The organism is Marinobacter oulmenensis (assembly GCF_014201735.1).
In the GTDB taxonomy this organism is placed as follows: domain Bacteria; phylum Pseudomonadota; class Gammaproteobacteria; order Pseudomonadales; family Oleiphilaceae; genus Marinobacter; species Marinobacter oulmenensis.
On the sequence record NZ_JACHFE010000011.1, the window covers coordinates 31,416 to 54,714 of the forward strand.

20 protein-coding genes are annotated in these 23,299 nt (G+C 61.5%); 8 read left to right on the plus strand and 12 right to left on the minus strand.

What is annotated here, in order from left to right; genetic code table 11:
* The first annotated feature begins 277 nt into the window (after positions 1–277).
* From HNR38_RS16380 to HNR38_RS16390, 3 genes are read left to right on the plus strand one after another with little or no spacing between them, the layout of a single operon-like run.
* On the plus strand, positions 278–3,130 hold the full coding sequence (locus HNR38_RS16380) for a valine--tRNA ligase (RefSeq protein WP_183706329.1): 2,853 nt from the start codon (positions 278–280) through the stop codon (positions 3,128–3,130).
* Positions 3,131–3,138: 8 nt separating this feature from the next.
* The gene (locus HNR38_RS16385) at positions 3,139–4,044 is read left to right on the plus strand and encodes a ketopantoate reductase family protein (protein WP_343068348.1); all 906 of its coding nucleotides are present in this window, start codon (positions 3,139–3,141) and stop codon (positions 4,042–4,044) included.
* Between the two features lie 2 nt (positions 4,045–4,046).
* Complete coding sequence (locus tag HNR38_RS16390) at positions 4,047–4,604, plus strand: cob(I)yrinic acid a,c-diamide adenosyltransferase (RefSeq protein ID WP_183706333.1); 558 nt, start codon at positions 4,047–4,049, stop codon at positions 4,602–4,604.
* A 27-nt stretch (positions 4,605–4,631) separates the two neighbouring features.
* Here HNR38_RS16390 and HNR38_RS16395 read toward each other — a convergent pair whose 3' ends face one another.
* The 4 genes from HNR38_RS16395 to HNR38_RS16410 form a co-directional block, all read right to left on the minus strand.
* Positions 4,632–6,662, minus strand: coding sequence for a methyl-accepting chemotaxis protein (locus HNR38_RS16395; RefSeq protein WP_183706335.1), 2,031 nt, complete (start codon positions 6,660–6,662; stop codon positions 4,632–4,634).
* Positions 6,663–6,805: 143 nt separating this feature from the next.
* Positions 6,806–7,693: a regulatory signaling modulator protein AmpE gene (ampE, locus tag HNR38_RS16400; protein WP_183706337.1), complete on the minus strand. Its 888-nt coding sequence runs from the start codon at positions 7,691–7,693 to the stop codon at positions 6,806–6,808.
* A complete protein-coding gene (gene ampD / locus HNR38_RS16405; RefSeq protein ID WP_183706431.1) occupies positions 7,694–8,269 on the minus strand; it encodes a 1,6-anhydro-N-acetylmuramyl-L-alanine amidase AmpD in 576 nt (191 codons plus the stop codon). It lies immediately after the preceding gene.
* A gap of 124 nt (positions 8,270–8,393) precedes the next feature.
* Complete coding sequence (locus HNR38_RS16410; protein ID WP_183706339.1) at positions 8,394–10,703, minus strand: DUF1631 domain-containing protein; 2,310 nt, start codon at positions 10,701–10,703, stop codon at positions 8,394–8,396.
* Between the two features lie 219 nt (positions 10,704–10,922).
* On the opposite strand from HNR38_RS16410, the gene nadC reads away from it, so the two are divergent.
* A complete protein-coding gene (gene nadC / locus HNR38_RS16415; RefSeq protein WP_183706342.1) occupies positions 10,923–11,762 on the plus strand; it encodes a carboxylating nicotinate-nucleotide diphosphorylase in 840 nt (279 codons plus the stop codon).
* A 12-nt stretch (positions 11,763–11,774) separates the two neighbouring features.
* Here nadC and HNR38_RS16420 read toward each other — a convergent pair whose 3' ends face one another.
* Genes HNR38_RS16420 through HNR38_RS16435 form a run of 4 tightly spaced genes read right to left on the minus strand, consistent with a single transcriptional unit; the run spans position 11,775 to position 14,720 of the window.
* Complete coding sequence (locus HNR38_RS16420; RefSeq protein ID WP_183706344.1) at positions 11,775–12,110, minus strand: YqcC family protein; 336 nt, start codon at positions 12,108–12,110, stop codon at positions 11,775–11,777.
* A gap of 26 nt (positions 12,111–12,136) precedes the next feature.
* Complete coding sequence (hda, locus tag HNR38_RS16425) at positions 12,137–12,835, minus strand: DnaA regulatory inactivator Hda (RefSeq protein WP_183706346.1); 699 nt, start codon at positions 12,833–12,835, stop codon at positions 12,137–12,139.
* The gene (locus HNR38_RS16430) at positions 12,832–13,392 is read right to left on the minus strand and encodes a CDP-alcohol phosphatidyltransferase family protein (RefSeq protein ID WP_183706348.1); all 561 of its coding nucleotides are present in this window, start codon (positions 13,390–13,392) and stop codon (positions 12,832–12,834) included. Before HNR38_RS16430 ends, hda begins: the two co-directional genes overlap by 4 nt.
* A 23-nt stretch (positions 13,393–13,415) precedes the next feature.
* Positions 13,416–14,720, minus strand: coding sequence for a DUF2066 domain-containing protein (locus tag HNR38_RS16435; protein WP_183706351.1), 1,305 nt, complete (start codon positions 14,718–14,720; stop codon positions 13,416–13,418).
* A gap of 124 nt (positions 14,721–14,844) precedes the next feature.
* Here HNR38_RS16435 and purM point away from each other — a divergent pair, with 124 nt between their 5' ends.
* From purM to HNR38_RS16450, 3 genes are all read left to right on the plus strand, one after another.
* Entirely contained in the window at positions 14,845–15,909 is a 1,065-nt protein-coding gene (purM, locus tag HNR38_RS16440) for a phosphoribosylformylglycinamidine cyclo-ligase (RefSeq protein ID WP_183706353.1), read from the plus strand.
* On the plus strand, positions 15,906–16,568 hold the full coding sequence (purN, locus tag HNR38_RS16445) for a phosphoribosylglycinamide formyltransferase (RefSeq protein WP_183706355.1): 663 nt from the start codon (positions 15,906–15,908) through the stop codon (positions 16,566–16,568). The genes purM and purN overlap by 4 nt, the downstream gene beginning before the upstream one ends.
* Before the next feature lie 103 nt (positions 16,569–16,671).
* Positions 16,672–17,397, plus strand: a complete 726-nt coding sequence (locus tag HNR38_RS16450; protein ID WP_246362771.1) for a DUF3108 domain-containing protein — start codon at positions 16,672–16,674, stop codon at positions 17,395–17,397.
* Here HNR38_RS16450 and HNR38_RS16455 read toward each other — a convergent pair.
* From HNR38_RS16455 to apbC, 4 genes are all read right to left on the minus strand, one after another.
* The gene (locus HNR38_RS16455; protein WP_183706357.1) at positions 17,388–18,665 is read right to left on the minus strand and encodes a valine--pyruvate transaminase; all 1,278 of its coding nucleotides are present in this window, start codon (positions 18,663–18,665) and stop codon (positions 17,388–17,390) included. The genes HNR38_RS16450 and HNR38_RS16455 overlap by 10 nt on opposite strands.
* 71 nt (positions 18,666–18,736) lie before the next feature.
* On the minus strand, positions 18,737–19,336 hold the full coding sequence (locus HNR38_RS16460) for a YjaG family protein (protein ID WP_183706359.1): 600 nt from the start codon (positions 19,334–19,336) through the stop codon (positions 18,737–18,739).
* A complete protein-coding gene (gene dcd / locus HNR38_RS16465; RefSeq protein WP_183706361.1) occupies positions 19,333–19,899 on the minus strand; it encodes a dCTP deaminase in 567 nt (188 codons plus the stop codon). Before dcd ends, HNR38_RS16460 begins: the two co-directional genes overlap by 4 nt.
* 53 nt (positions 19,900–19,952) lie before the next feature.
* On the minus strand, positions 19,953–21,053 hold the full coding sequence (gene apbC / locus HNR38_RS16470; RefSeq protein WP_183706363.1) for an iron-sulfur cluster carrier protein ApbC: 1,101 nt from the start codon (positions 21,051–21,053) through the stop codon (positions 19,953–19,955).
* A gap of 182 nt (positions 21,054–21,235) precedes the next feature.
* On the opposite strand from apbC, the gene metG reads away from it, so the two are divergent.
* Positions 21,236–23,275 carry a methionine--tRNA ligase gene (metG, locus tag HNR38_RS16475; RefSeq protein WP_183706365.1) on the plus strand — a complete coding sequence of 680 codons (2,040 nt, stop codon included), beginning with the start codon at positions 21,236–21,238 and terminating at the stop codon, positions 23,273–23,275.
* Positions 23,276–23,299 lie beyond the last annotated feature (24 nt).

Consider the following 23,299-nt stretch of genomic DNA (forward strand, 5'->3'; position numbering starts at 1 on the left):
CAGGGATGGCCTGAGAGAAGCGCACATGGGTGAGGCAAGTGTTTATGAAGCGAAGCTTCATGCGCAGCCGAACGACAGCAATCTATGATTGCTGGCCGGACCCGCTTGCGGGGGCTCGTAGCGGTTTTTGGAAAGCCATCTCCAAACCCGCTATCCCCACACTCCCAGTCCTGATATCAAGAGCAACCCCACAGTTAGCTGCACCAGCAGCGACCATGTATAATCGGCCTTTTCAAAATTTCGTCCAGAGCATCAACAACGGTCACTGCAGAAACCCATGGAAAAAACCTACCAGCCAGAAAACATCGAGCGCCAGTGGTACGAAAACTGGGAATCCAAAGGCTATTTCCGCCCCAGCGGAGAAGGCGATTCCTACAGCATCGCCATCCCGCCACCCAACGTGACCGGCAGCCTCCACATGGGCCACGCCTTCCAGCACACCATCATGGACACCCTCACCCGCTTCAAGCGCATGCAGGGCCGTAACGCATTGTGGACCGTGGGCACCGACCACGCCGGCATCGCCACCCAGATGGTCGTCGAGCGCAAACTGGCCGCCGAGGAAGGCAAAACCCGTCACGACCTCGGCCGGGAAGAATTCATTAAACGCATCTACGAGTGGAAGGAACATTCCGGCGGCACCATCACCCGCCAGATGCGCCGGCTCGGCAACTCCGTGGACTGGGACAACGAACGCTTCACCATGGACGAAGGCTTTTACAAAGCCGTGCAGGAAGTCTTCATCCGCCTGTATGAGGAAGACCTGGTCTACCGCGGCAAGCGTCTGGTGAACTGGGACCCGAAACTGCACACCGCCATTTCCGACCTGGAAGTGGAAAACAAGGAAGAGAAGGGCTTTTTCTGGCACCTGCGCTACCCGCTGGCCGACGGCGAGAAAACCCGGGATGGCAAAGACCATGTCATCGTCGCCACCACCCGCCCGGAAACCATGCTGGGCGATACCGCCGTGGCCGTACACCCGGACGACGAGCGCTATCAACACCTGATTGGCAAGCACGTACTGCTGCCACTGGTGAACCGCCGCATCCCCGTGATTGCCGACCACCACGCCGACCCAGAAAAAGGCTCCGGCTGCGTGAAGATCACCCCGGCCCACGATTTCAACGACTACGCCGTAGGCAAGCGCAACAACCTGCCAATGATCAACGTGATGACCCAGGATGCCAATATCCGGGCCGTGGCCGAAGTGTTCAATGCCGACGGCACCGAAAACACCGAGATTGACGGCACCATGCCCGCCACCTACGCCGGCCTGACCCGCGAGGACGCGCGCAAACAGATCGTCGCCGACATGGACGCCGAAGGCCTGGTGGAGCAGATCGAAGACCACGTACTGTCTGTGCCCCGTGGCGACCGCTCCGGGCTGATCATCGAGCCCATGCTCACCGACCAGTGGTTCGCCGACGCCAAGACCCTGGCCAAGCCGGCCATCGAAGCCGTGGAAGACGGCCGCATCCAGTTCGTGCCCAAGCAGTACGACAATATGTACTTCGCCTGGATGCGCGACATCCAGGACTGGTGCATCTCCCGTCAGCTGTGGTGGGGCCATCGCATTCCGGCCTGGTACGACGCCGAGGGCAACATCTACGTGGGTCGCAGCGAAGATGAAGTCCGCCAGAAGCACAACCTGGCCGCCGACATCGAACTGAGCCAGGACGAAGACGTACTGGACACCTGGTTCAGCTCTGCCCTGTGGACCTTCGGTACCCTGGGCTGGCCGGAAATCACCGAGCGCCTGAAAACCTTCCATCCCACCGATGTGCTGGTCACCGGTTTTGACATCATCTTCTTCTGGGTCGCCCGGATGATCATGATGACCATGCATTTCATGAAGGACGAGGACGGCAAGCCTCAGGTGCCTTTCCACACCGTCTATGTGACCGGTCTGATCCGGGACGAGCACGGCGACAAGATGTCCAAGTCCAAGGGCAACGTGATTGACCCGCTGGACATGATTGATGGCATCAGCCTGGACGACCTCCTGGAAAAACGCACCGGCAACCTGATGCAGCCCAAGCTGGCTGAAAAGATCGGCAAGCGCACCAGGAAGGAATTCCCGGAAGGCATCACCGCCCACGGCACCGATGCACTGCGCTTCACCCTGGCGGCCATGGCCACCACAGGCCGTGACATCAACTGGGACATGAAGCGCCTGGAAGGCTACCGCAATTTCTGCAACAAACTCTGGAACGCGGCCCGCTATGTGCTGATGAACACCGAAGGGGAAGACTGCGGCGTCAACGACGAGCCGGTCACCCTGTCCCTGGCGGACCGCTGGATCATCAGTGAACTGCAGCACTGCGAACAGCAGGTCATTCATCACCTGGACCAGTACCGCTTCGACCTCGCCGCCTACGCCCTGTATGAGTTCATCTGGAACGAATACTGCGACTGGTACCTGGAGCTGTCCAAGCCGGCACTGAACGACGACAGCGCCAGTGCCGAAGCCAAGCGCGGCACCCGCCGCACCCTGGTCCGGGTACTGGAGGCGGTGCTGCGCCTGGCACACCCGATCATGCCGTTCATTACCGAGGAAATCTGGCAGCGCATCGCGCCCCTGGCCGGCAAGGAAGGCGACAGCATCATGCTGCAGCCGTTCCCGCAGCCGGACGAGAGCAAGCAGGATGCGGCACTGACCGCCGACATCGAATGGCTCAAGGGCGTGATCATGGCGGTACGGAACATCCGCGGCGAAATGAACATCTCGCCGGCCAAACAGATTCCGGTACTGCTCAAGGGCGGCAGCGCCGAGGACCAGCGCCGCCTGGACGACAACCGTCAGTTCCTGATCTCCCTGGCCAAGCTGGAGAAACTGGAGTGGTTCGAGGGCGGCAAGGCCCCCATGAGCGCCACCCAGCTGGTGGGCGAGATGGAAGTGCTGGTGCCCATGGCCGGCCTGATCGACAAGGACGCCGAACTCAAGCGCCTGGACAAGGAACTGGAGCGCCTGAACAAGGAAATCGCCCGTGTCGAAGGCAAACTGAACAACGAGAAGTTCACCGCCAAGGCCCCGGCGGACGTGGTCGAGAAAGAGCGTGACAAGCTGCGCGATGCCCAGGGCAGTCTGGAACGCCTGAGCAGCCAGCGGGCCGAAATCGAGGCCATGTAACACCGATGATGGCCATTCTCGGAGCCGGCTCTATGGGTCGGCTGTGGGCAGCACGACTGGCCGGGCGGTCAGTCGTGTTCCTGCCCCGCCCGGGCCGGCGTCCGGACCACCCTCTGAGTTACCGCTTCCAGCCGTTTCAGGGCGAAGCCTTCACGGTCCGCATTCCCTGGCTTGCCGCGAACGAAACCCCGGACCTGCTTCTGGTCACCACCAAGGCCGGCGACACCCTGCCGGCCCTGACCGCCGCGCTTCCCCAACTGCCGGAAACCACCCCGGTGGTCCTGTTCCAGAACGGCCTGGGCAGCCAGCAACAGGTAGCGGATACCTGGCCCGAACGCCCCATTCTGGCCGCCACCACCACCGAAGGCGCCAACCGTCCGGAACCCGACCTGACCATCCACGCCGGCACCGGTGAAACCCACGTTGGCGCGCTGACCCGCAGAGGCGGCGAGGCGCTGGCCGAGGTGGTGGCACAGTTGCAAGGCAGCGGCCTGACGGTGCACGCGGAAACGGATATTCTGGCGCGCCTGTGGCGCAAGCTGGTGATCAACGCCGGAATCAATCCCTTCACGGCCCTGCTCGACTGCCCCAATGGCGACCTGCTCCGCCAGCCCATGTTCCTGCAATGGATTGGTCCACTGTGCCGGGAAACCGCCACCCTGATGGCGGCTGCGGGCCAGTCGACACCGTCGCCGGAATCGCTGCGCCAGAGTATCGAGCAGGTTGCCCGGGCCACTGCCGGCAACACTTCGTCCATGCGCGCAGACGTTCTGGCCGGACGCCCAACCGAGATCGACTACATCAATGGCTACCTGACCGCACTGGGGCAGCAATTGGGTATCGCCACACCGGTGAACCAAATGCTCACCGAACAGGTAAAACAACTGGACGGATCACTGACCAACGGGAGTTAACCATGGGCAACCGCCTGTCAAAGATCTATACCCGCACCGGCGATGACGGCTCCACCGGCCTCGCCGATGGCAACCGCATTGCCAAGAATGCCCAGCGAGTGGAAGCCATGGGCACCGCCGATGAGCTCAACTGCCACATTGGCCTGCTGATTGAGACCCTGGACGACACGGATCCGCTGGTCGAGGCCCTGCGACGGGTTCAGCACCACCTGTTTGATCTGGGTGGGGAATTTGCCATCCCCGGCAGCCAGGTGATCGGCGAAGCACATACCGACTGGCTCGAACAGACACTGGACGAATACAACGAGGGCCTGCCACCGCTTAAGAACTTCATCCTGCCCGGCGGCTCTCCCGCTGCCGCCCAGTGCCATCTGGCCCGGGCAGTCTGTCGCCGTGCAGAACGGGTGGTGGTGGCACTCGGCCACGAGGATTCTATCAATACCGCCTCCCGGCACTACCTGAACCGGCTGTCCGACCTGCTGTTTGTGGTCGCCCGGGTTCTGGCCCGCCGCGAGGGTTCCGGAGAAATTCTCTGGGAGCAAAAAAAATCCGGCCTCTGAGGGCCGGATCAGGTTACCGGGGGCGGTTCAGACCTTGAAGGCCTCCACCAGCCTCTGGAGTGACGCCGTCAGGGACGACATGCGCTTGGAGGACTCCAGGGCTTCATTGGCATTGTCGGCGGTTTCCTGGCCCAGCTGGCCAATCCGCTCAACGTTCTCGTCCACGTTTTTCGATACCGCCGACTGCTCCTCCGCCGCCTGAGCGATCTGGTGACTCATATCCACGATGCCGGAAATGCCCTCGGCAATCCGGTCCAGAGCCTCGGTTACCTCGCTGGATTTGGTCACCGTGCGTTCGGTACTGTCGTGACTGCTGGTCATCGCCTGCACCGCCTCTTTCACACCACCCTGAAGTCGGGAAATCATGCCCTCGATCTCTTCGGTGGATTTATGCGTTCGCTGTGACAGTGAGCGGACTTCATCAGCGACCACGGCAAAACCACGCCCCTGTTCACCCGCCCGGGCAGCCTCAATAGCAGCATTCAATGCCAGCAGGTTGGTCTGTTCGGCAATGGCCTTGATTTCAACCAGTACCTGGCTGATGTTGTCGCTGTCGGTGCTGACCCGGTTAATCACATCCACAGCCCCGGCAATTTCGGTGGCCAGCCGGTGAATGGTATCCACGGTTTCGGCCACCACCTGGCGACCGGTCTCGGTGTTCTGCTCGGCGCTGCCGGCACTTTCCGCGACCCGATGAGCGCTTTCGGTCACCTCATCCACCGCAGACACCATCTGTCCCATGGCTTCGCGGATCTGGTCGTTTTCCTCTTTCTGACGGGCCACCGCGTCGCTGTTGATGGCAGCCGTATCGTTGACCTGGCTGGCCTGATGGTCCACATCCGTCGCGGTATCGCGCACCGACCGGATCAGCTCGGCGATCCGGTCGGTCATGTTGTTGAACTCGGAGGTCAGCTCGCCCAGCTCGTCGCGATTGTCCAGATGGATATGGGTGGTCATGTCACCGGCCGCCACGTTACGGGCGGCTTTGGAGAAGCGATTGATGGCACCTCGCATGGACATGAAAAAACCGATGTAGAGATAGACCACCACCAGCATCACCGCCACCAGGGAGGCAATCAGCAGGGTTCGCTGGGCGGTTTCGTCATCCAGACGGGTTTTCAGGTTGGAGCCGACCACATCGAAGATGTCCGTCGCCAGCGTGTCGAAGCCTGCCATGCGTTCCGACACCAGGGCATCAAACTCCTGCCAGGGCATTTCCAGGCGCATCGGCATGATGATGTTGGTATCCAGCGAATCCCGTACTTCAATCAGGCTGGTATCCACAGCGGCCATGACTGAACCAGACCGCCGAGCCAGTGCCGGCGAGGCTTCTCCGGCAACCGTCAGGGCCGGAGACAGCAACGAGCTCCGGTTGGTAAGACCGTCATAGAGCCCATTGAGAATCTCGCTCAGATTGTAGCCCACCTGCCCCCCCACCAGGGCATGGATACCATAGGACCGGGCCCGGCCCAGATCAGAACGGGCCTGCGGCAGGCTTGTCCGGATCAGCCCGAGCAATGCGCGGTTTTCACCGGAAGCGCTCTGGGTCAGCCCGGAGATTTCGATAGTCGCGGGTATCAACGCCAGGACTTTCTGGACAAATTCCTGATAAAGCCGGAACTGGGGATCAATGCTGCCCTGGTAGTTGTCGGCGCCGCTCAGGGTCTGCCATTCGCCCTGGAGATCCTGCACCTGCTGCTGCCAGGAACCGGAGGTATCAAACGAGCGCCGGGGTTCCGCCAGCGCCGCCAGCAGGTTACTGACCTCGTTGGCGGCCTCTTCGGCCTGGCTCAACAGGGCGGGCTCATCATTGACGATGCCGGGCGCCTGGTAGTCGCGGTACCTCAGGCTCGCGGCCAGCAGGTTCTCAACCGTCCGGAGCTCTTCCAGGCCATCCATGCCGCGATCCAGCGTCTGGACAGACTGGTTCAGCCCGGAGATTACCAGCCAGGCCAGGACAAGAATCGGCCCCAGAAAAAGAATGCTGATAAGACTGAACTTGTAAACCAGCGGGAGCCGGTTCATCAGAGTAACAGCGGGTTTGATCAGATAGTTCACAGTGCCCTCGCGCTGACCCAAATCCTGATTATTATTATGAAGTCCCCGGATTCATCCGGAATCCCGGGCTTCTTTAGGATTATCGTCCAAAGTCGCGAAAGCTGAATCACTACTAAGTGTTATTCTCGGTGTTTTTTCAGGGATCAGGCGACGCCGGCAATCACCAGAAGCGCGATCACACAGATCCAGACCAGCATACTCCGGTTAAGCAGATCCCGGACCGCCGCAAGGCTGCGGCCACCGAAATCCGGCCACTGCTCCGGATGCACTTCGGAAAACCGAGCAGGGTCCAGGGCATAGCCAGTCAGCGAACCGTTGGCCGCTGTGATCAGCACCTCATCGGTGCTGCGCCCGAAGCCGGGCAGGACCCGGCGGATATCCCGTGACCAGCCGGCGAAATCCCCCGCCACGCCAAAGGTACAGGACAGCAGCCGAGCCGGTATCCAGGCCAGCCATTGGGCCGCGCGGCGGTAGCGTTCCCGGGCAGGAGCTGCCGGCCAATGATCTGCCAGCGCCACCAGCCCACGAGCCAACAGGGCCACTGGCAGACCACCGATGAGGTACCAGAAGACCACGAGGAAATAACGGTTGAACACCGATGTCATCAGCGCCCGCGACAGGGCCAGATGCATGGCTTCCGGCGAGAGTGCGGCCCCCCGCTCACTGGCGGGCAGCCGCTCCTGAATGTGGTGCCAGGCAGCCTGGGTGTCGCCACGGGCCCAGGCGTCTGCGTAATCATTCAGTACCCTGCGCCAGCCCGGCGCGCCCATCAGGGCGACCAGCACCACAAGATCCAAAGGCGCCAGAAGAATCCCCAGCCCTGCTCCCCGGACGAGCCAGGCGATGAGTATCAACAGCAGTACCGGCACCAGTATTGCCATCAGCCCCCGTCCGATGGCGTCTTCACGCCCTGCCTCAACCGACACACCCCGGCCAAACCAGCGGCGCCAGGCCGCATCGCCATTCCAGCGGTCGTGATTATCCAGGCGGCGGCGCAGCATGTAGGCCAGCAAAAGGATGACCAGCTTCATTCAGGCAATCTCCCGTGTCGACAGACAGGCCCGGAAACGGGACCAGTCAAATGCCGGGCCCGGATCGGTTTTCCTGCCCGGAGCAATATCACTGTGGCCGGTGATCCGGTCCGGCGTGATCTCCGGCCAGGCCGCCATGATCAGTTCCGCCAGCCGGGCCAGGGTTCGGTACTGTGTATCGGTGTAGGGCACCTCATCGGCACCTTCCAGTTCAATACCAATACCAAAATCGTTGCACTCTTCCTGTCCCTGGAAGCAGGACCGCCCGGCGTGCCAGGCCCGGTCCAGGCAACTGACAAACTGGACCACCTCACCATCCCGGCGGATCAGCGCGTGGGCGGAGACCTGTACCCCGGCAATGGTTTCAAAATAGGGATGAACATCCGGCTGGAGGCGGTTGCGGAAAAAATCTTCAATATAGGGGCCACCAAACTGGCCGGGCGGCAGGCTGATGTTATGCACAACCAGCAGGGAGATATCCGCGTTGTCCGGCCGGGCACCAAAGTTGGGTGAAGGTGACCAGCGAGCGTCGGGAAAGCGACCGGTCCGGCGCAGTGCGTCCGCGTCAGCGGCCAGGGGCCGGGCCCGGCTATCGGAGGGAGGGAGGTCAGCAGTGGTCAAATTGGCTCCACGGGCACGGAAATTCAATGGCCTGATTGAATCACAAAGTGCCCGGGGATGCCATGTCCAGGCCGGGCGGTCAGTCCCGGCGGTTGTGGCGCAGGTTATCGATAATGGATTCCAGCGCCCGGTCAAAGATCAGACCATCATCCAGGAGGGTGATGTCGCCTTCCGCCAGGGCCTGGGCCAGATCCTCGCGGTGGTATTCCGCCACTTTCGCGCCACTGCGATTGACGAAAATGTACTTGCCGGTAGCCTTGATGAAAGCCGCCAGTTTGCAGCGCGAACGCTGGTCGTCACGGAGCAGTTCCACCCAGGAGCCAACCCGCAGACGGTCAGCCTGATTCAGCCACTTCTCGTCGATCGCCGGTGCCGCCTCTTCCGGTTCGGCCATCTTGGCTGTCGGAGCCTCTGCCACGACCTTGGCCGGTTCCGGTGCCTCCGGCAACTCCGCCGGAGCGGCATCCAGTTGCGGCACATCCAGGTCGGGCTCCTCGTCGGCCGGGGCCGTAACGGGCTCCTCCAACGGGGCCAGTGCTTCAGCTTCGGTCTCGGCTTCCGGTGCCACCACTGGCTCAACGGGTGCCGGCTCAACCGGGGCGGTCACCAGTTTCTGGAACACGTCCACATGGGCCAGTTCAAGATCCCGAACGGCGGCATCCGTGGCGAACGGATCCCAGGAAATTTCCTGTAGCGCTGCGCGAAACTCCTCGACGATCTCCGGAATGGAGCGCAGCAACTGCTGCCGGGTTTCATCAGACACCGGTGACGGATCAACACTCCAGACCAGCCGGCCGGTTTTTGCACAGGCTTCCTGCCATTGCTCGGTGCCCTCACCCCAGCGCAGCGCCACCCACTGGAGATAGCGGGTCCAGGGTTCGTTCAGTATCTGCTGGACGGTCTCCGGCACATCCCGGCCGGCGATGTGGTCAGTGATCACCTCTGCTGCCGCCTGGCTCGCCCGTTCCTGCTTGGCCCGGCCCTCTTCGGCGTCTTTCAGGCGCTGCTCCACCAGTTCCCGGCGACGGCGATCGAGGTCCATGAAATGGGTAAAGTCTTCAAGCAGTTCCTGGAACAGCTCGGTCCCTTCGGTAAACTCGTTCAGGATACGATCGACCACCTGCTCGATTTTCTCACGCAGGGGGTCCCGGGCACCGGCCCGCTTCTCCGACCAGCCAATCGCGGCCAGCGCCAGCTCGTTCAGCAGCTTGCGTACCGGATGGCCGCCCCGGTTAAAGAAGTTGGCATCCTTGAGAGCGACTTTGAGGACCGGAATCTGAAGCCGGCCAATCAGGGATTTCATGACCGGGTGCAGTTGCCGGTCTTCGAGAATGAAGTCGAACAGCATGGCCACCAGATTAATGACATCACTGTCAGCCTGGCCGACCGACACATCACCGCTGGAGGCAGCACCAAGCAACGGCTGGAGTTGCTCCCGCAGAGGAACAGCCCCGGCGGTTTCGGTATTGCTTGCTGCTACCTGAAGCTCGTCGAGCTGGCTCAGCAGATCACTTGTGGCCAGTGCTTTACCACGGGCGTTGCTTTCAACCACTGGACCACCCTGTTGATGCAGAAGCGCACTGAGTTCGTTAAATGTAAGCGATTGGCCGCCTTCCTCGTCATCACTGCTTTCCGCTGGCCGGGCGGCAGCTGGACGTGACGGACGGGGACGGGCAGACACAGGCGGCGCACCAGCCACGGGCGGCCGTTTCATATCCGGCAGGACACCGGCCGATACCAGCAGCTTGTTGCAGTCCCGGTAGAGTCGGTCCAGCTTGTCCACCAGCAGGCGCTCAAACAGTTTGAGAACCACCAGCTTGGAGCGGATATCAATGTCCAGATCAGAGCTGGCTTCGGCCAGCCCACCACAGATCACTTCCGGGCTGAGCGGCATCTGCTCATCGGCCAGATCCAGATCCGGAGCCAGATGGCGCACCCGGGCTGCCAGCATCCGCACCGATTCCTGATATTGATTGCGCAGGCGGTTGGTGAGGTTGTCGATGGCTACCTGCTGCTCCAGGTCGGCGTTGTCCACCAGCCCCAGGGAATCCTGGTCAACCTCCTCAAGCGACCCGGCCGACCCGGAGGGGCGGAAGCGACCCAGTTCGTTGAATGCCTGGCTGACATACTGGAGCACGGACACGGTCATGGACTTGCGGCGCAGTCGGAGCTCGCGCATGGCATCGAAATAGGCCGTCTGATCCTGATTGGACGCGGCCCGATCTGCCAGCGAAAACAGGGTGTCGTCGGCCTGGTCGAAAAACTCGCCCAGAACGGTTTTCAGCAACTGCCCCGAGGTGTCGCGAAGACGAACCAGCTCGGATGGAAGCGAAAATCGTTGCGGCACTCCCTGGCCTGAAAACTGAACAACCTTACTGTCGTGTGCCATGGGATAGCTCCGGAATGAAATCAGCCAAGAGATTTCGGTACTGATACATCATACGGTCGTATCACGTCACCTTGTGTCAACGTTTGTCACCTTTTGTGTAAGCGGGAACTGCGTCACAGTCTACCACTACCCGGGATCCGGTTTTGCGAAAGCCGGGCGCGGGGGTAGAATTGCCGTCTTTCCACGCTATCCCATGCCAGAGGTGTCTGTTAAACCGCCATGATGAGTCCCGAACTGCTTCGCCAGTCCCGAGTTGAGACCGTTGCCCACAGCCTGCGCGAGGACATTGGCGACGGCGACATCACCGCCCGACTGATCCCGGCGGATCGGAGCGCCCGCGGCCAGGTGATCACCCGCGAGCCGGCCCGGCTGGCCGGCCGTGCGTGGGTGGAAGAAGTCTTCCGTCAGATAGACCCGGCCGTCACCCTGGAATGGGCCTTTGAAGATGGCCAGGACATGCCGGCGGATTCGGTCATCTTTACCATGCAGGGGCCCGCCCGCTCCCTGCTGACGGCCGAGCGTAGCGCCCTGAACTGGTTGCAGACCCTGTCCGGCGTGGCCACCCGCTGTGCCGGCTACGCCGCCCGGGTCGCCCATACCGGCGTGCGCCTTCTGGACACCCGTAAAACCCTGCCGGGCCTGCGTCTGGCAGAGAAATATGCGGTCACCTGCGGCGGCTGCCACAACCACCGGGTAGGCCTCTGGGACGCGTTCCTGATCAAGGAAAACCACATCCTCGCCTGCGGCTCCATTGCCAACGCCGTGGCCGAAGCCCGACGGATCGCACCGGGCAAACCCGTGGAAGTGGAAACCGAAACCATGGCAGAGCTGCAGCAGGCACTGGAGGCCGGCGCAGACGTGATCATGCTGGACGAATTCCCGCTGGAGGATATGGCCGCGGCGGTGCGCGATCTTGGCGGCCGGGCAAAACTGGAAGCCTCTGGAGGGATCAACGAGGAGACACTGGTACCGGTCGCGGAAACGGGAGTGGATTACATTTCCATCGGCGCACTGACCAAAGACGTCACCGCCGTTGACCTGTCCATGCGCCTGCTCTGAGCGGCGCGCAACTCAGTTCGAAAGCAGCCGGTCCATCTGCTCCAGGGCACTGACCAGGGCATCGCCGGATTCTTCACGGCCCCGGAAATGCTCTTCGGCCATTGGAGCCATTCCAGACACGGTGGGTAGCGGGTGACCATTCTCGACCAGTATTTTCATCCGGAAGAGAAAGACAAACTGCAGCCACTGCGGGAACTCCATGGTATCAATGCAGAACGGTTTGTCGCTCTGGAAAGCCTCATCGGGCGGCGGCGTCCCTTGCCACAGACCGAGTTCACGCAACTCCACCTCAATGGTCAGCAGAACATCCGTAACCTGGTCCAGTTGTTCATTGTCCTGGGATTTCATAACAACACCTGATCTCCGCACGGGCCTTACCAGCCCATCACGGTTTTGACAAAAGGAATGGTCAGGCGACGCTGGGCCTGCAGGGAATTTTCATCGAGGGTATCCAGCATTGCCAGCAGGTCACCCAGCCGGCGTGGCGCCCGCCGCATGATAAAACCGGCGACCTCATCGGTCATCACCATGCCCCGCTGCTCCGCCCGGGCCATCAGTATCCGGGTGCGGTCCTCGTCCCGATAGACACGGAGCTGAATAACCAGACCGTGCGCCAGGCGGGAGCCCAGGTCGGCAAGGCCGAAGGGAAACGCGGCCGGCACATCCGAGAGGGAAACGACCAGAAGGCCGCCTCGGTCGAGAATGCGGTTGTAAAGGTGGAACACCGCCTCTTCCCACTGGGGCTGGCCGGCGATACGGTCCAGATCATCCAGGCAGACAATGTCATGGGTATCCAGTCCGGACAACGCCTCCGGACCGAAGGGCAGCAATTCCTCAATACTGATACACACCACCGAGCGCCCCAGCTGGTCGCCCTTGTGGCAGACAGCCTGCAGCAGATGGCTCTTGCCGGTATCGGCATCGCCGCAGACCACCACGACCGGCAGACCTCCGGGTTCGGCGCAGACACTGGCCAGCCGCTCGGCCGCGTCCTGATTGCGGTTGCCATGGAAATTATCGAAGCGGGCATCGTCCCGGAGTTTGACTCCCAGGGCCATTTGCGCAGCCGTCATAACCGTTTTGCCCTCCAGGCCCTGACACTCCAAACAAACACATAGTGACCACCGCTGACCAGAGCAGACGCAGCCACCAGCCAGACACCGCCGGTCATGACCCAGGCCGGCATGGGCCAGCCCGCCAGGAATACCATCATGGCCAGCACAATCACCACCTGGATCAGCGTATTGAGCTTGCCCACCGGACTGGGCGCCATCTCATAGCGGCCCACACCATAATGATAAGCCAGGGCGCCGGCAACTATGACCAGGTCCCGCCCCAGCACCAGCGCAAACAGCCAGACCGGGATAACGCCGGTGATCGTCAGCATGAGGTAGGCAACGATCAGCAGGGATTTATCCGCGAGAGGATCCGCGATGGCGCCCAGACGTGAGCGCCAGTTGAAGAAACGGGCCAGAAAACCATCCAGTGCGTCAGTGACGGCAGCCACGAGGAAAATCAGCAGAGACAACCGGTAGCTGCCCTGCAGAAGTGCGCCGGCGAAGGGAACAACCAACGCAATTCTCAGAAACGTCAGCGCATTGGGAAGCCATCGCAGCTGTTCGGATTTCACCTGGCTGCCTCCATCGCAGAGAGTTAGCCCTCTGCGTTATCGTCAACCACCCGTCCGGATGGCTGCCAGCGATAGTGCAAGACCTGGTAGAGCGACTCGAACGCCTGCTCGGCGTCTGCCTCATCCCCTTCCACAATCGGCTCATACGCCACCGGACTCTCGCTGGCGGGCTCACTGCCAGCATCGGTTCCGCCGGATTGCGACTCCGCTGGTTCCGGGGCCGCTGGCGCGTCATTACCCTGCGCGCCGACCTGCTGAGCCGGACCGTTATCCGGTGTCTTGGCGGCTTCCGTCACTGGTGCTTCCATGACCACGAACCGGGGATCCAGCGCAATGTATTCCTTGAGCTGACCCAGTTCACCGGAGAATGTCACCTGCACGGTCAACCGGCTCCCGCGCACCCGCAACGGATGCACCGACTCCACCGGCGTCAGATTCTCCAGCGCATCACCGACCTTGCCGTAATCGGCCAGTGACGACACACCGTCCAGAACAATGTCCACTTTCGGGGATTCCCCGACATCACCGGCGGACACGGCGTAGCGACTGGCATAACCTTCAGCCCAGCGGGAAATCACCGCATCGGCCAACTCTGCCGGGCTGGAGGCAGTGACTGAATCGTCAGCCCGGGCCTCACCCATGCCGTCATGAGTCCAGTCGGCCCGCCACTGATCACCGGAACGGCGAACCCGCACCATGGCCAGCGCACCGTAGGAGATGGTTTCCGAGGCATCCCGAATGCGGCCCGTGAACTGCCCCCAGAGATCAGATAGCAGCCCCCGATCAGACGCAACCTGTTCCGGCGGGAAAGCAACCGGCAGGCCTCGCGAGGCCGCTGCCCATTTGAACGCACGCTGCCACTGGCTGGCACGCTCACTGGCGCCCGCTTCAGTTAGCAGGTAGCGCCCACCCCGCTCCTGGACCGCCACCCAGGCCAGGGTAAGCGGCCGGTTGGCGCCCCACACGGGCGCCTCAATGGAGGCCAGCGCGCGGTTGACGCCGACCGCGCCGAAACTCATCTCCAGGCGGTTACCGCCGTTGGCGCTGCGAACCTGGTAGGAGAGCAACAGCGACTCGGCCTCGTCCAGAACGCCCTCGATGCCGTCCATTCCAAGGACCTCTGCCGTACCCGAGACCCTGACCATGACCCGGCGCAGACCTTCCTCATAGCCGGCCTGCAGGTCGTCACCCGCGGTTCCGCCGATGGCCACACTGGCATCGTAAAGGCCGGAAACCGTGACAGCCTGGGCCGGTGCGACCACTGTCATGATCGCAAACAGTGTGGCGCCAATCAGGCATCGGAGAATGCTGCGTCCTGGTCCAGTCATGTATCACCCTGCGGTTGTCGAGAATCGCGCACAGGATACACCATCACTCCCTGCCAGAGTAGCAAGCGGGGGTGCGCACTGTTAAAATCCGCCGCCTGACCCATTGGCCAACGGTTACTATCCCATGAGCGAACAGAAACCCTCCCTTACCTATCGCGATGCTGGCGTTGATATTGACGCCGGCAATGAGCTGGTTGATCGCATCAAGAACACTGCGGTCCGTACCCGGCGCCCGGAAGTACTGGGCGGGCTCGGTGGCTTCGGCGCGATGGTATCGATTCCCGCAGGCTACCGGGAACCGGTGCTGGTATCCGGCACCGATGGCGTAGGGACAAAGCTGCGTCTGGCCATGCAACTGCAGAAACACGACAGCATTGGTATCGACCTGGTCGCCATGTGCGTGAATGACCTGGTCGTTGGCGGCGCGGAGCCGCTGTTCTTCCTGGACTACTACGCCACCGGCAAACTCAATGTCGACGTGGCCGCCCAGGTCGTGGAGGGCATTGGCGAGGGTTGCTCACAGGCGGGCTGCGCCCTGGTCGGTGGCGAAACCGCCGAGATGCCGGGCATGTACGAGGGTGACGACTATGACCTGGCCGGGTTCTGCGTCGGCGTTGTTGAACGCAGTGAGGTCATTGATGGCAGCCGCGCCCGGCCCGGCGATGCCCTGCTGGCCCTCGGCTCCTCCGGCCCGCACTCCAACGGTTACTCACTGATCCGCAAGATCATTGAGGTGAGCGAGGCGGATCTGGAACAGCCCATGGGCGACACCACCCTGGCCAACGCCCTGATGGCGCCGACCCGCATCTACGTGAAAAACCTGCTGCAACTGATGCGCGAGGTCGACGTCCGGGCCATGTCGCACATTACCGGTGGCGGCTTGCCGGAAAACATTCCCCGGGTTCTCCCGGATGGCACCGTGGCCACCATTGATACCGAAAGCTGGCAACTGCCACCGGTGTTCCAGTGGCTGCAGGAGGCCGGCGGCGTGGCTTCGGAAGAGATGTACCGCACCTTCAACTGCGGTGCAGGTATGATTGTCTGCGTGCCCGAGGAACAGAAACAGCTGGCCATGGACACGCTGAACGCCATGGGCGAGACCGTCTGGCAGATTGGCGTTCTGGAAGCCGCTGACAGCGCCGACAGCAAACCGGCCGTGCGTTACGCACCGGGGATGCTGTCGTCATGAAGGCAGATCCAGCGCCGCTTCCAACCATCGTTGTTCTGGCCTCAGGCACCGGCAGCAACCTGCAGGCCCTGATTGATGCCAGCCGTGAACGGGATTTTCCGGGCGAGATCATCGCCGTCGGCAGCAATCGCCCCAAGGCCTTTGCCCTCGAGCGGGCAGCCCAGGCACACATCAAGACGTTCGTGGTCGACCACACCCAGCACGGGTCCCGGGAGGAGTTCGACGCCCACCTGATGGCCGAACTGCGCCGCCTGGACCCGGACCTGATCGTGCTGGCCGGCTTTATGCGCATCCTGACCGAGGATTTCGTCCGCGCCTTCCGCGGCAAGTTGCTGAACGTACACCCGTCCCTGTTGCCGGCTTACACCGGCTTGAACACCCACCAACGTGTACTTGATGCCGGCGACAGCCTGCACGGCGTGTCCATTCACTTCGTGACCGAAGAACTGGACGGCGGCCCGGTTATCGCTCAGGCCGAAGTTCCGGTGCTAGCGGACGATACGCCGGACACCCTTGCCGAACGTGTCCAGCAGCAGGAACATCTGCTATACCCGATTGTGGTGCGCTGGTTCTGCGAGGGCCGTATCCGCCTTGGCGCACAGGACGTGCTGTTTGACGGTGCCGCCCTGGCCGAACCCATGAAGCTGGCGGCCAACTGAACGTATTGTCATCCTGCTACTTTCCCGGAATCGCTACACTGGCCGGGTGCCAGCGTTCTTATGCTGGCACCCGACGGATTTGACGGTCACACGAGGTCTCCGGATGAAACGCCCCTCCCTTGTTTTCAGGCATCTGGGCTGCGGCCTGACCGCGCTGCTGATGACGCTGGCCTCCGTAACAGCCCACGGCCAGGACGCCGCAGGCCCGGACACTCTGACGCCCTTTTCAGCAACCTATTCGGCCTCCATGTCCAAAGGCATCAGCCTCAGCGGTGCAGGCCGACGCTCCCTCCGACGCCAGGAGGACAACACCTGGCTGTACCGCACCCGGGTGGACTCCTTCATTGCCGACATCGATGAGTCTCTGGTGTTTCGCTGGGACAACGGCCGGGTTATTCCGCTCAGGTACCGCTACGAACTGTCCGGACTGATGATCCGTGACCGCAGCGAGTCCATCGATTTTGACTGGCAGGCCGGCACCGCGACCGGCGACCACGAAGGGGATCCCTTCACCCTGACACTGAAAGCCGGCACGCTGGACCCACTGGGCTACCAGTTACAACTGCGGCAGGATCTGAAGTCCGGAAAGCGGGAGGTTACCTACCCGGTCATCGACAAGGGTGACTATGACGAGGACCGGTTCGCGGTTGTCGACCAGCCGGAAGGCCAGCCGCTGAAGGTGGAGAAAGTCCGGGATGCGGATTCAAAACGCCAGACGTTGCTATGGCTGGACCCCGACCAGGACTACCTGCTGGTCCGGTTACGTCAGGTGGAGCCGGATGGCAGCGAATACGAGCTGAAACTCAAAGAGGCCCGGCTTCAGGACTGAGTGCCGACCTCTGCCCATACCGCTTTCACCTCATCGGCGATGATCCGCAGCCCCTCGGCCACCCGGTCGTCGTCCTGGGAGTAGGTCACCCGCAGGCATTCATGCCGGTGGCGCCAGCCATCCTCGGGCAGACCCGGGAAGAAATAGTGCCCGGACACCACCAGCACGCCCCTCGCCTTCAGGCGCTGGTATAGCTCCAGGCTGGAGATCGGCAGGTCCGGGAACCAGAGCCAGAGAAACATCGCCCCTTCCGGCTTGTGGATGTACCACCGACAACCGTCCTCGCCCATGGCGTCATGGAAGGTGGCCACCGCCCGCTCCATCTTGGCCTTGTAGAACGGACAGACCACATCGCGGCTGAGACTGAGGATTTCTCCCGAACGCACCAGCGGCTCGGCCAGCATGGCACCAAAGCTGCCAGTGGCCAGATTCATGATGGCGTTAATGCCGGACAGCGCCTTGATGATTGATTCCTCGGCAATCACGATACCGGTCCGCGCGGCGGGCAGGCCCAGCTTGGAGAGGCTCAGGCACAGGATGATCTGGTCGTTCCAGGTCGGATTGGCGTCGGTGAACAGCAGGCTCGGAAACGGTGTGCCGTAGGCTCCATCGACGATCAGAGGCACATCGTGCTGACGGGCCAGGGCTTCCAGGCGCACCAGTTCCTCGTCCGTGACCACATTGCCGGTGGGGTTGGTGGGCCGCGAGACGCAGATGGCGCCGGTTTCACCGGTCACTTCCACCGCGTCGAAATCCACCCGGTACTTGAACTCGTGGGCGTCGGTAAAGGAAATATCCGGACGCACTGCGTGGAACAGGTCCGGCTCGATACCGGCATCGGCATAACCGATGTATTCCGGTGCCAGCGGCAGCAGGATGTGCTTGCGCTGGCCGTCACCATAGTCGCCGCCGAACATGTTGAAGAGCATGAAAAACGCCGCCTGACTGCCGTTGGTCAGCGCGATATTTTCAGGTTTCAGCCCCCAGTCATACTCCCGGTTGAGCATGTCTGCCAGCGACGCAATAAACTGCTTCTCACCCTGGGGCGGATCGTAAATCCCCACCAGACGGCGAACGTCACCCTCGTTCTGACTCATTTCCGCCAGGATCTGCTGCACCCGCTGCTGGATTTCGGGAATGTGCCCCGGGTTTCCCCCGCCCATCATGATCATGTCTTCGCCCGACGCCATGGCATTTCCCAGATCATCCATCAGGGAGGTGATGCCGGCATCGGCAGTGAACTTGCGACCAAAGGCAGAGAGTTTCATGACACTATCCAGTCAATGCGTGTTTCGGTTCTATTCCATTGTAGCCTGCGCGGGCAGCGCGGGTTGAGTCATCAGTTGTCCAGGCCGATGCCCAGGTTACTGACGCCGCCGTTGGCTGCCTGCTCGCGCAGCTCGGCGATGAAGTCTTCGCGGGGAACCCGCTGGCGTTTGAGGGCGAGCACAAGGTCCCGCTGGAACAGCTTGTCTTCCTTGAGCAGCGGATGATGCTCGAACAGGGTGACCAGCTCGTTCTCGTCCAGACCTTCGCCTTCGGACAGCTCAACAAAATCCATCACGGTTCGCGTGGCCAGCTGAGAGGCTTCGGTGGCCCGGTGCCGGTCCGGGTTCAGCCGGTTGAGCAGCGCCTGCTCCAGCAACTGACAGAAGTCGAACGCCGGGTAAACACCGTAGGCGTCGTAGTCATCCACATTGGGAGACAGGCTTTCCAGCTTGCCCAGAAGCTGGGGGATGGAGGATTCCGAGACGTCCTTCTGCAGCAGGTCCCAACCGAGGTCCAGAACCTGGCGCATCTTGGCGCCGGTTTTCAGGCCAACGGCGTCTGCGAACAGGGCGTAATTGGGAAAGGAACGTTCAGCCAGGGCCAGCAGGAAGGCGCATTCGCGCCAGCCCTGCAATTGTGCCACGGCCTTGAGGAACTGATTGGCGTTCATGTCCTTGGCAGGGTCACGCCTGTTTGCCCCAGGTATTTACCGCCCCGGTCCTTGTAGCTGGTTTCACACTGCTCGTCAGACTCGAGGAAGAGCATCTGCGCCACGCCTTCGTTGGCGTAAATTTTCGCCGGAAGGTTGGTGGTGTTGGAGAATTCCAGGGTCACCTGGCCTTCCCACTCCGGCTCCAGCGGGGTGACGTTGACGATGATACCGCAGCGGGCATAGGTGCTTTTGCCCAGACAGATGGTCAGCACGTTACGCGGGATGCGGAAATACTCGACAGTGCGCGCCAGCGCGAAGCTGTTCGGCGGGATGATGCAGGTGTCGCCGGTATAATTGACGAAGCTGTTTTCGTCAAAGTTCTTGGGGTCGACGGTGGCGCTGTGGACATTGGTGAAAATCTTGAATTCGTCACTGCAGCGGACGTCATAGCCGTAGCTTGAGGTGCCGTAGGAGATGATGCGGCCCTTTTCGGATTCACGAACCTGTCCGGCTTCGAAGGGCTCGATCATGCCCTGCTCGGCGGCCATCCGCCGGATCCACTTGTCGGATTTGATGCTCATCGATGGATTCTCGTTTCCAGCTGGGAAAAGTGGGGCGTAGTTTACCTCAGCAATCAATGCTCAGTCACGGACACACTGGAAATCGTGCCGCCCAGGTTCCGTTCGCGGGTGGACAGTTCCGCCCCGACCCGGCGGGCGATATCCCGGTAGCGACGGGCCACCTCCGAATCCGGCTCGGCGATCACCGACGGCATGCCGCTGTCAGTCTGCTCACGGATGGTCATGTGCAGGGGCAACTGGCCCAGCAGCGTGGTGTCGTAGTCCTCGGCGATGCGTTCGCCACCGCCCTCACCAAACAGAGGCTCCTCGTGGCCACAGTTGCTGCAGATGTGAACACTCATGTTCTCGATCACGCCCAGTACCGGAATGTCTACCTTGCGGAACAGCTCGATGCCTTTCTTGCCATCGAGCAACGCGATGTCCTGTGGCGTAGTGACAATCACGGCACCGGTCACCGGGACCTTCTGGGCCAGGGTCAGCTGGATATCACCGGTGCCCGGGGGCATGTCCACAATCAGGTAATCCAGTTCGTCCCACAGGGTCTGTTGCAGCAGTTGCATGACCGCGCCGCTAACCATCGGCCCGCGCCAGGCCATGGGCGTCTTGTCGGTGGTGACGAAGGCCATGGAATTGGCCTGCAGGCCGTGGGCCTGCATCGGGACAAAGTACTTGTTTTCCCGAACGTCCGGGCGTTTGCCCTCGGGCACCCCAAGCATCATGCCGATGGACGGACCGTAGATATCGGCATCGAGAATGCCCACGCGGGCACCCTCGGCATGCAGGGCCAGAGCCAGATTAACGGCGGTGGTGGACTTGCCAACGCCACCCTTGCCCGAGGCAACAGCAATGATGTTCTTGACTCCGGGAACCGGAGAGATGTCTTTCTCAATCTTGCAGGCGTGAATCTTCTGACCAACATGGACATCGGCACCGGACACACCCTCCACGCCTTCCAGCGCGTTGGCGACTATCTGCCGGAGCCCGCCGGCGATGCCCTCGGACGGATAAGGCAGCTCAACCAGCAGGGTGACCCGGCCGTTTTTGTCCGCCTCCAGCGACTTGACCGCATTGAGCTGGTACAGATCCTTGCCCAGATAGGGGTCGCGGTAGTCTCGAATGGCTGCTTCAAGGGCCTGTCTGGAAATCTCGCTCATGGGGTTCTCCGGAATATGCTCATAAACACGGATGCAGGTGAAAAATCGCGCTGTGGAAGGTATCATCTGTGCCCGTTTCTGACCATATGGGGTCTTTACCCGGGGCAATCAATGCCGGTTGTACCCCGCACCCCGTTTTTTAGACATTCCAACCCTTACTGACAGAAGGTTCGGACATCACCATGACGCAAGCGAGCAAGCAACAGCGCGACATTCTGGTTACCAGCGCCCTGCCCTACGCCAACGGGCCAATTCACCTGGGGCATCTGCTGGAGTACATTCAGACCGACATCTGGACGCGCTACCAGAAAATGCGTGGTCACAACTGCTACTACGTTTGCGCCGACGATGCCCACGGCACCGCGATCATGCTCCGGGCCGAGCGCGAAGGCATCACGCCGGAGCAGCTGATCGCCCGCATCAGCGAGGAACACCAGCAGGATTTTGCCGGTTTCCACATCCGCTTTGACAACTACTACTCGACTCACTCCGAGGAGAACCAGTTCTTCTCCGAGTATATCTATCGCCAGTTGCAGGAAAACGGCCACATCGCGACCCGCAACATCACCCAGTTCTTCGATCCGGAAAAGGAAATGTTCCTGGCGGACCGCTTCATCAAGGGCACCTGCCCGAAATGCAAGGCGGAAGACCAGTACGGCGACAACTGCGAAGCCTGTGGCGCCACCTATACCCCGGCTGAACTGATCAATCCCCGGTCTGCTGTCTCCGGTGCCACACCGGTGGAAAAACAGTCCGAGCACTACTTCTTCACCCTGCCGGATTTCCAGGACTTCCTGAGCCAGTGGACCCGCAGTGGCGCGCTTCAGCCCCAGGTGGCCAACAAGCTGGCCGAATGGCTCGAAGCCGGGCTGCAGGAGTGGGACATCAGCCGCGATGCCCCCTACTTCGGGTTCGAGATCCCGGACGCACCGGGCAAGTACTTCTATGTCTGGCTGGACGCGCCAATCGGCTACCTGGCCAGCTTCAAGAACCTGTGCAACCGGGAAGACATCAATTTCGAGCACTTCTGGAAGGCCGATTCCGACGCCGAGGTCTATCACTTCATCGGCAAGGACATCATCAACTTCCACGCCCTGTTCTGGCCGTCCATGCTGCATGACGCCGGGTTCCGCACGCCAACGGCGGTCTGGGCCCATGGCTTTGTCACCGTTAACGGCAAGAAGATGTCCAAGTCCCGTGGCACCTTCATCATGGCGCGCACCTATCTCGATCACCTGAACCCGGAATATTTGCGCTATTACTTCGCCGCCAAGCTGACCGGCGGTGTCGACGACATGGACCTCAACCTTGAGGACTTCGCGGCCCGGGTCAATTCGGACCTGATCGGCAAGGTGGTCAATATCGCCAGCCGCAGCGCCGGGTTCATCACCAAGCGGTTCGACGGCAAGCTCGGACAGGTCACCGAAACCGCCAAGCTGAAGGCCTTCATCGATGCCGGCAAGGACATTGAGGAATACTACGAAGCCCGGGAATTCGGCCGCGCCATGCGCCGGATCATGGAACTGGCGGACATTGCCAACCAGTACGTCAATGACGAACAGCCATGGGTCATCGCCAAGCAGGAAGGCCAGGATGACAACCTCCAGGCCATCTGCACCAACGCCATCAACATGTTCCGCCTGCTGATCACCTATCTGGCTCCGGTTCTGCCGAAGATGGCTGAAGCGTCGGAAGCCTTCCTGAACAGCCGTCTGGACTGGAACCATCGCGCCGAACTGCTGGAAGATCACGCCATCAGCAAGTTCAAGGCGCTGATGAACCGGGTGGATATGGCCCAGATCGAGAAAATGCTGGACGCCTCCAAGGAAGAGCTGCCGGCCGCCACCGGCGAACAGTCCGGCCAGAGCGACAACACAGACCTTGACCCCATCGCCGGGGAAATCGAGTTTCCCGATTTCGCCAAAGTGGATCTGAGGGTGGTCAAAATCCTCAAAGCGGAGCATGTGGAAGGCGCCGACAAGCTTCTTCGCCTGACTCTTGACGTGGGGCATGGCGAACGCAACGTGTTTGCTGGTATCAAGTCAGCCTACAAACCGGAAGATCTTGAGGGGCGCCTGACCGTGATGGTCGCCAACCTGAAGCCCCGCAAGATGAAGTTCGGCATGTCGGAAGGCATGGTCCTGGCAGCGGGCCCGGGCGGCAAGGAGATCTTCATCCTGTCGCCGGATTCCGGCGCCACTCCCGGCATGCGGGTCATGTAAACACAGCGAGGCAGTGCAGCTCCG

Excerpts from the sequence above, each read along its gene's own strand:
- metG (WP_183706365.1), top strand. The coding sequence starts at position 21,236 with ATGACGCAAGCGAGCAAGCAACAGCGCGACATTCTGGTTACCAGCGCC.
- HNR38_RS16450 (WP_246362771.1), top strand. The coding sequence starts at position 16,672 with ATGAAACGCCCCTCCCTTGTTTTCAGGCATCTGGGCTGCGGCCTGACC.
- dcd (WP_183706361.1), bottom strand. The coding sequence starts at position 19,899 with ATGAGCATCAAATCCGACAAGTGGATCCGGCGGATGGCCGCCGAGCAG.
- ampE (WP_183706337.1), bottom strand. The coding sequence starts at position 7,693 with ATGAAGCTGGTCATCCTTTTGCTGGCCTACATGCTGCGCCGCCGCCTG.
- apbC (WP_183706363.1), bottom strand. The coding sequence starts at position 21,053 with ATGAGCGAGATTTCCAGACAGGCCCTTGAAGCAGCCATTCGAGACTAC.
- HNR38_RS16410 (WP_183706339.1), bottom strand. The coding sequence starts at position 10,703 with ATGGCACACGACAGTAAGGTTGTTCAGTTTTCAGGCCAGGGAGTGCCG.
- HNR38_RS16385 (WP_343068348.1), top strand. The coding sequence starts at position 3,139 with ATGGCCATTCTCGGAGCCGGCTCTATGGGTCGGCTGTGGGCAGCACGA.
- HNR38_RS16390 (WP_183706333.1), top strand. The coding sequence starts at position 4,047 with ATGGGCAACCGCCTGTCAAAGATCTATACCCGCACCGGCGATGACGGC.
- HNR38_RS16460 (WP_183706359.1), bottom strand. The coding sequence starts at position 19,336 with ATGAACGCCAATCAGTTCCTCAAGGCCGTGGCACAATTGCAGGGCTGG.
- HNR38_RS16380 (WP_183706329.1), top strand. The coding sequence starts at position 278 with ATGGAAAAAACCTACCAGCCAGAAAACATCGAGCGCCAGTGGTACGAA.
- purN (WP_183706355.1), top strand. The coding sequence starts at position 15,906 with ATGAAGGCAGATCCAGCGCCGCTTCCAACCATCGTTGTTCTGGCCTCA.
- HNR38_RS16420 (WP_183706344.1), bottom strand. The coding sequence starts at position 12,110 with ATGAAATCCCAGGACAATGAACAACTGGACCAGGTTACGGATGTTCTG.
- purM (WP_183706353.1), top strand. The coding sequence starts at position 14,845 with ATGAGCGAACAGAAACCCTCCCTTACCTATCGCGATGCTGGCGTTGAT.
- HNR38_RS16455 (WP_183706357.1), bottom strand. The coding sequence starts at position 18,665 with ATGAAACTCTCTGCCTTTGGTCGCAAGTTCACTGCCGATGCCGGCATC.
- nadC (WP_183706342.1), top strand. The coding sequence starts at position 10,923 with ATGATGAGTCCCGAACTGCTTCGCCAGTCCCGAGTTGAGACCGTTGCC.
- hda (WP_183706346.1), bottom strand. The coding sequence starts at position 12,835 with ATGACGGCTGCGCAAATGGCCCTGGGAGTCAAACTCCGGGACGATGCC.
- HNR38_RS16435 (WP_183706351.1), bottom strand. The coding sequence starts at position 14,720 with ATGACTGGACCAGGACGCAGCATTCTCCGATGCCTGATTGGCGCCACA.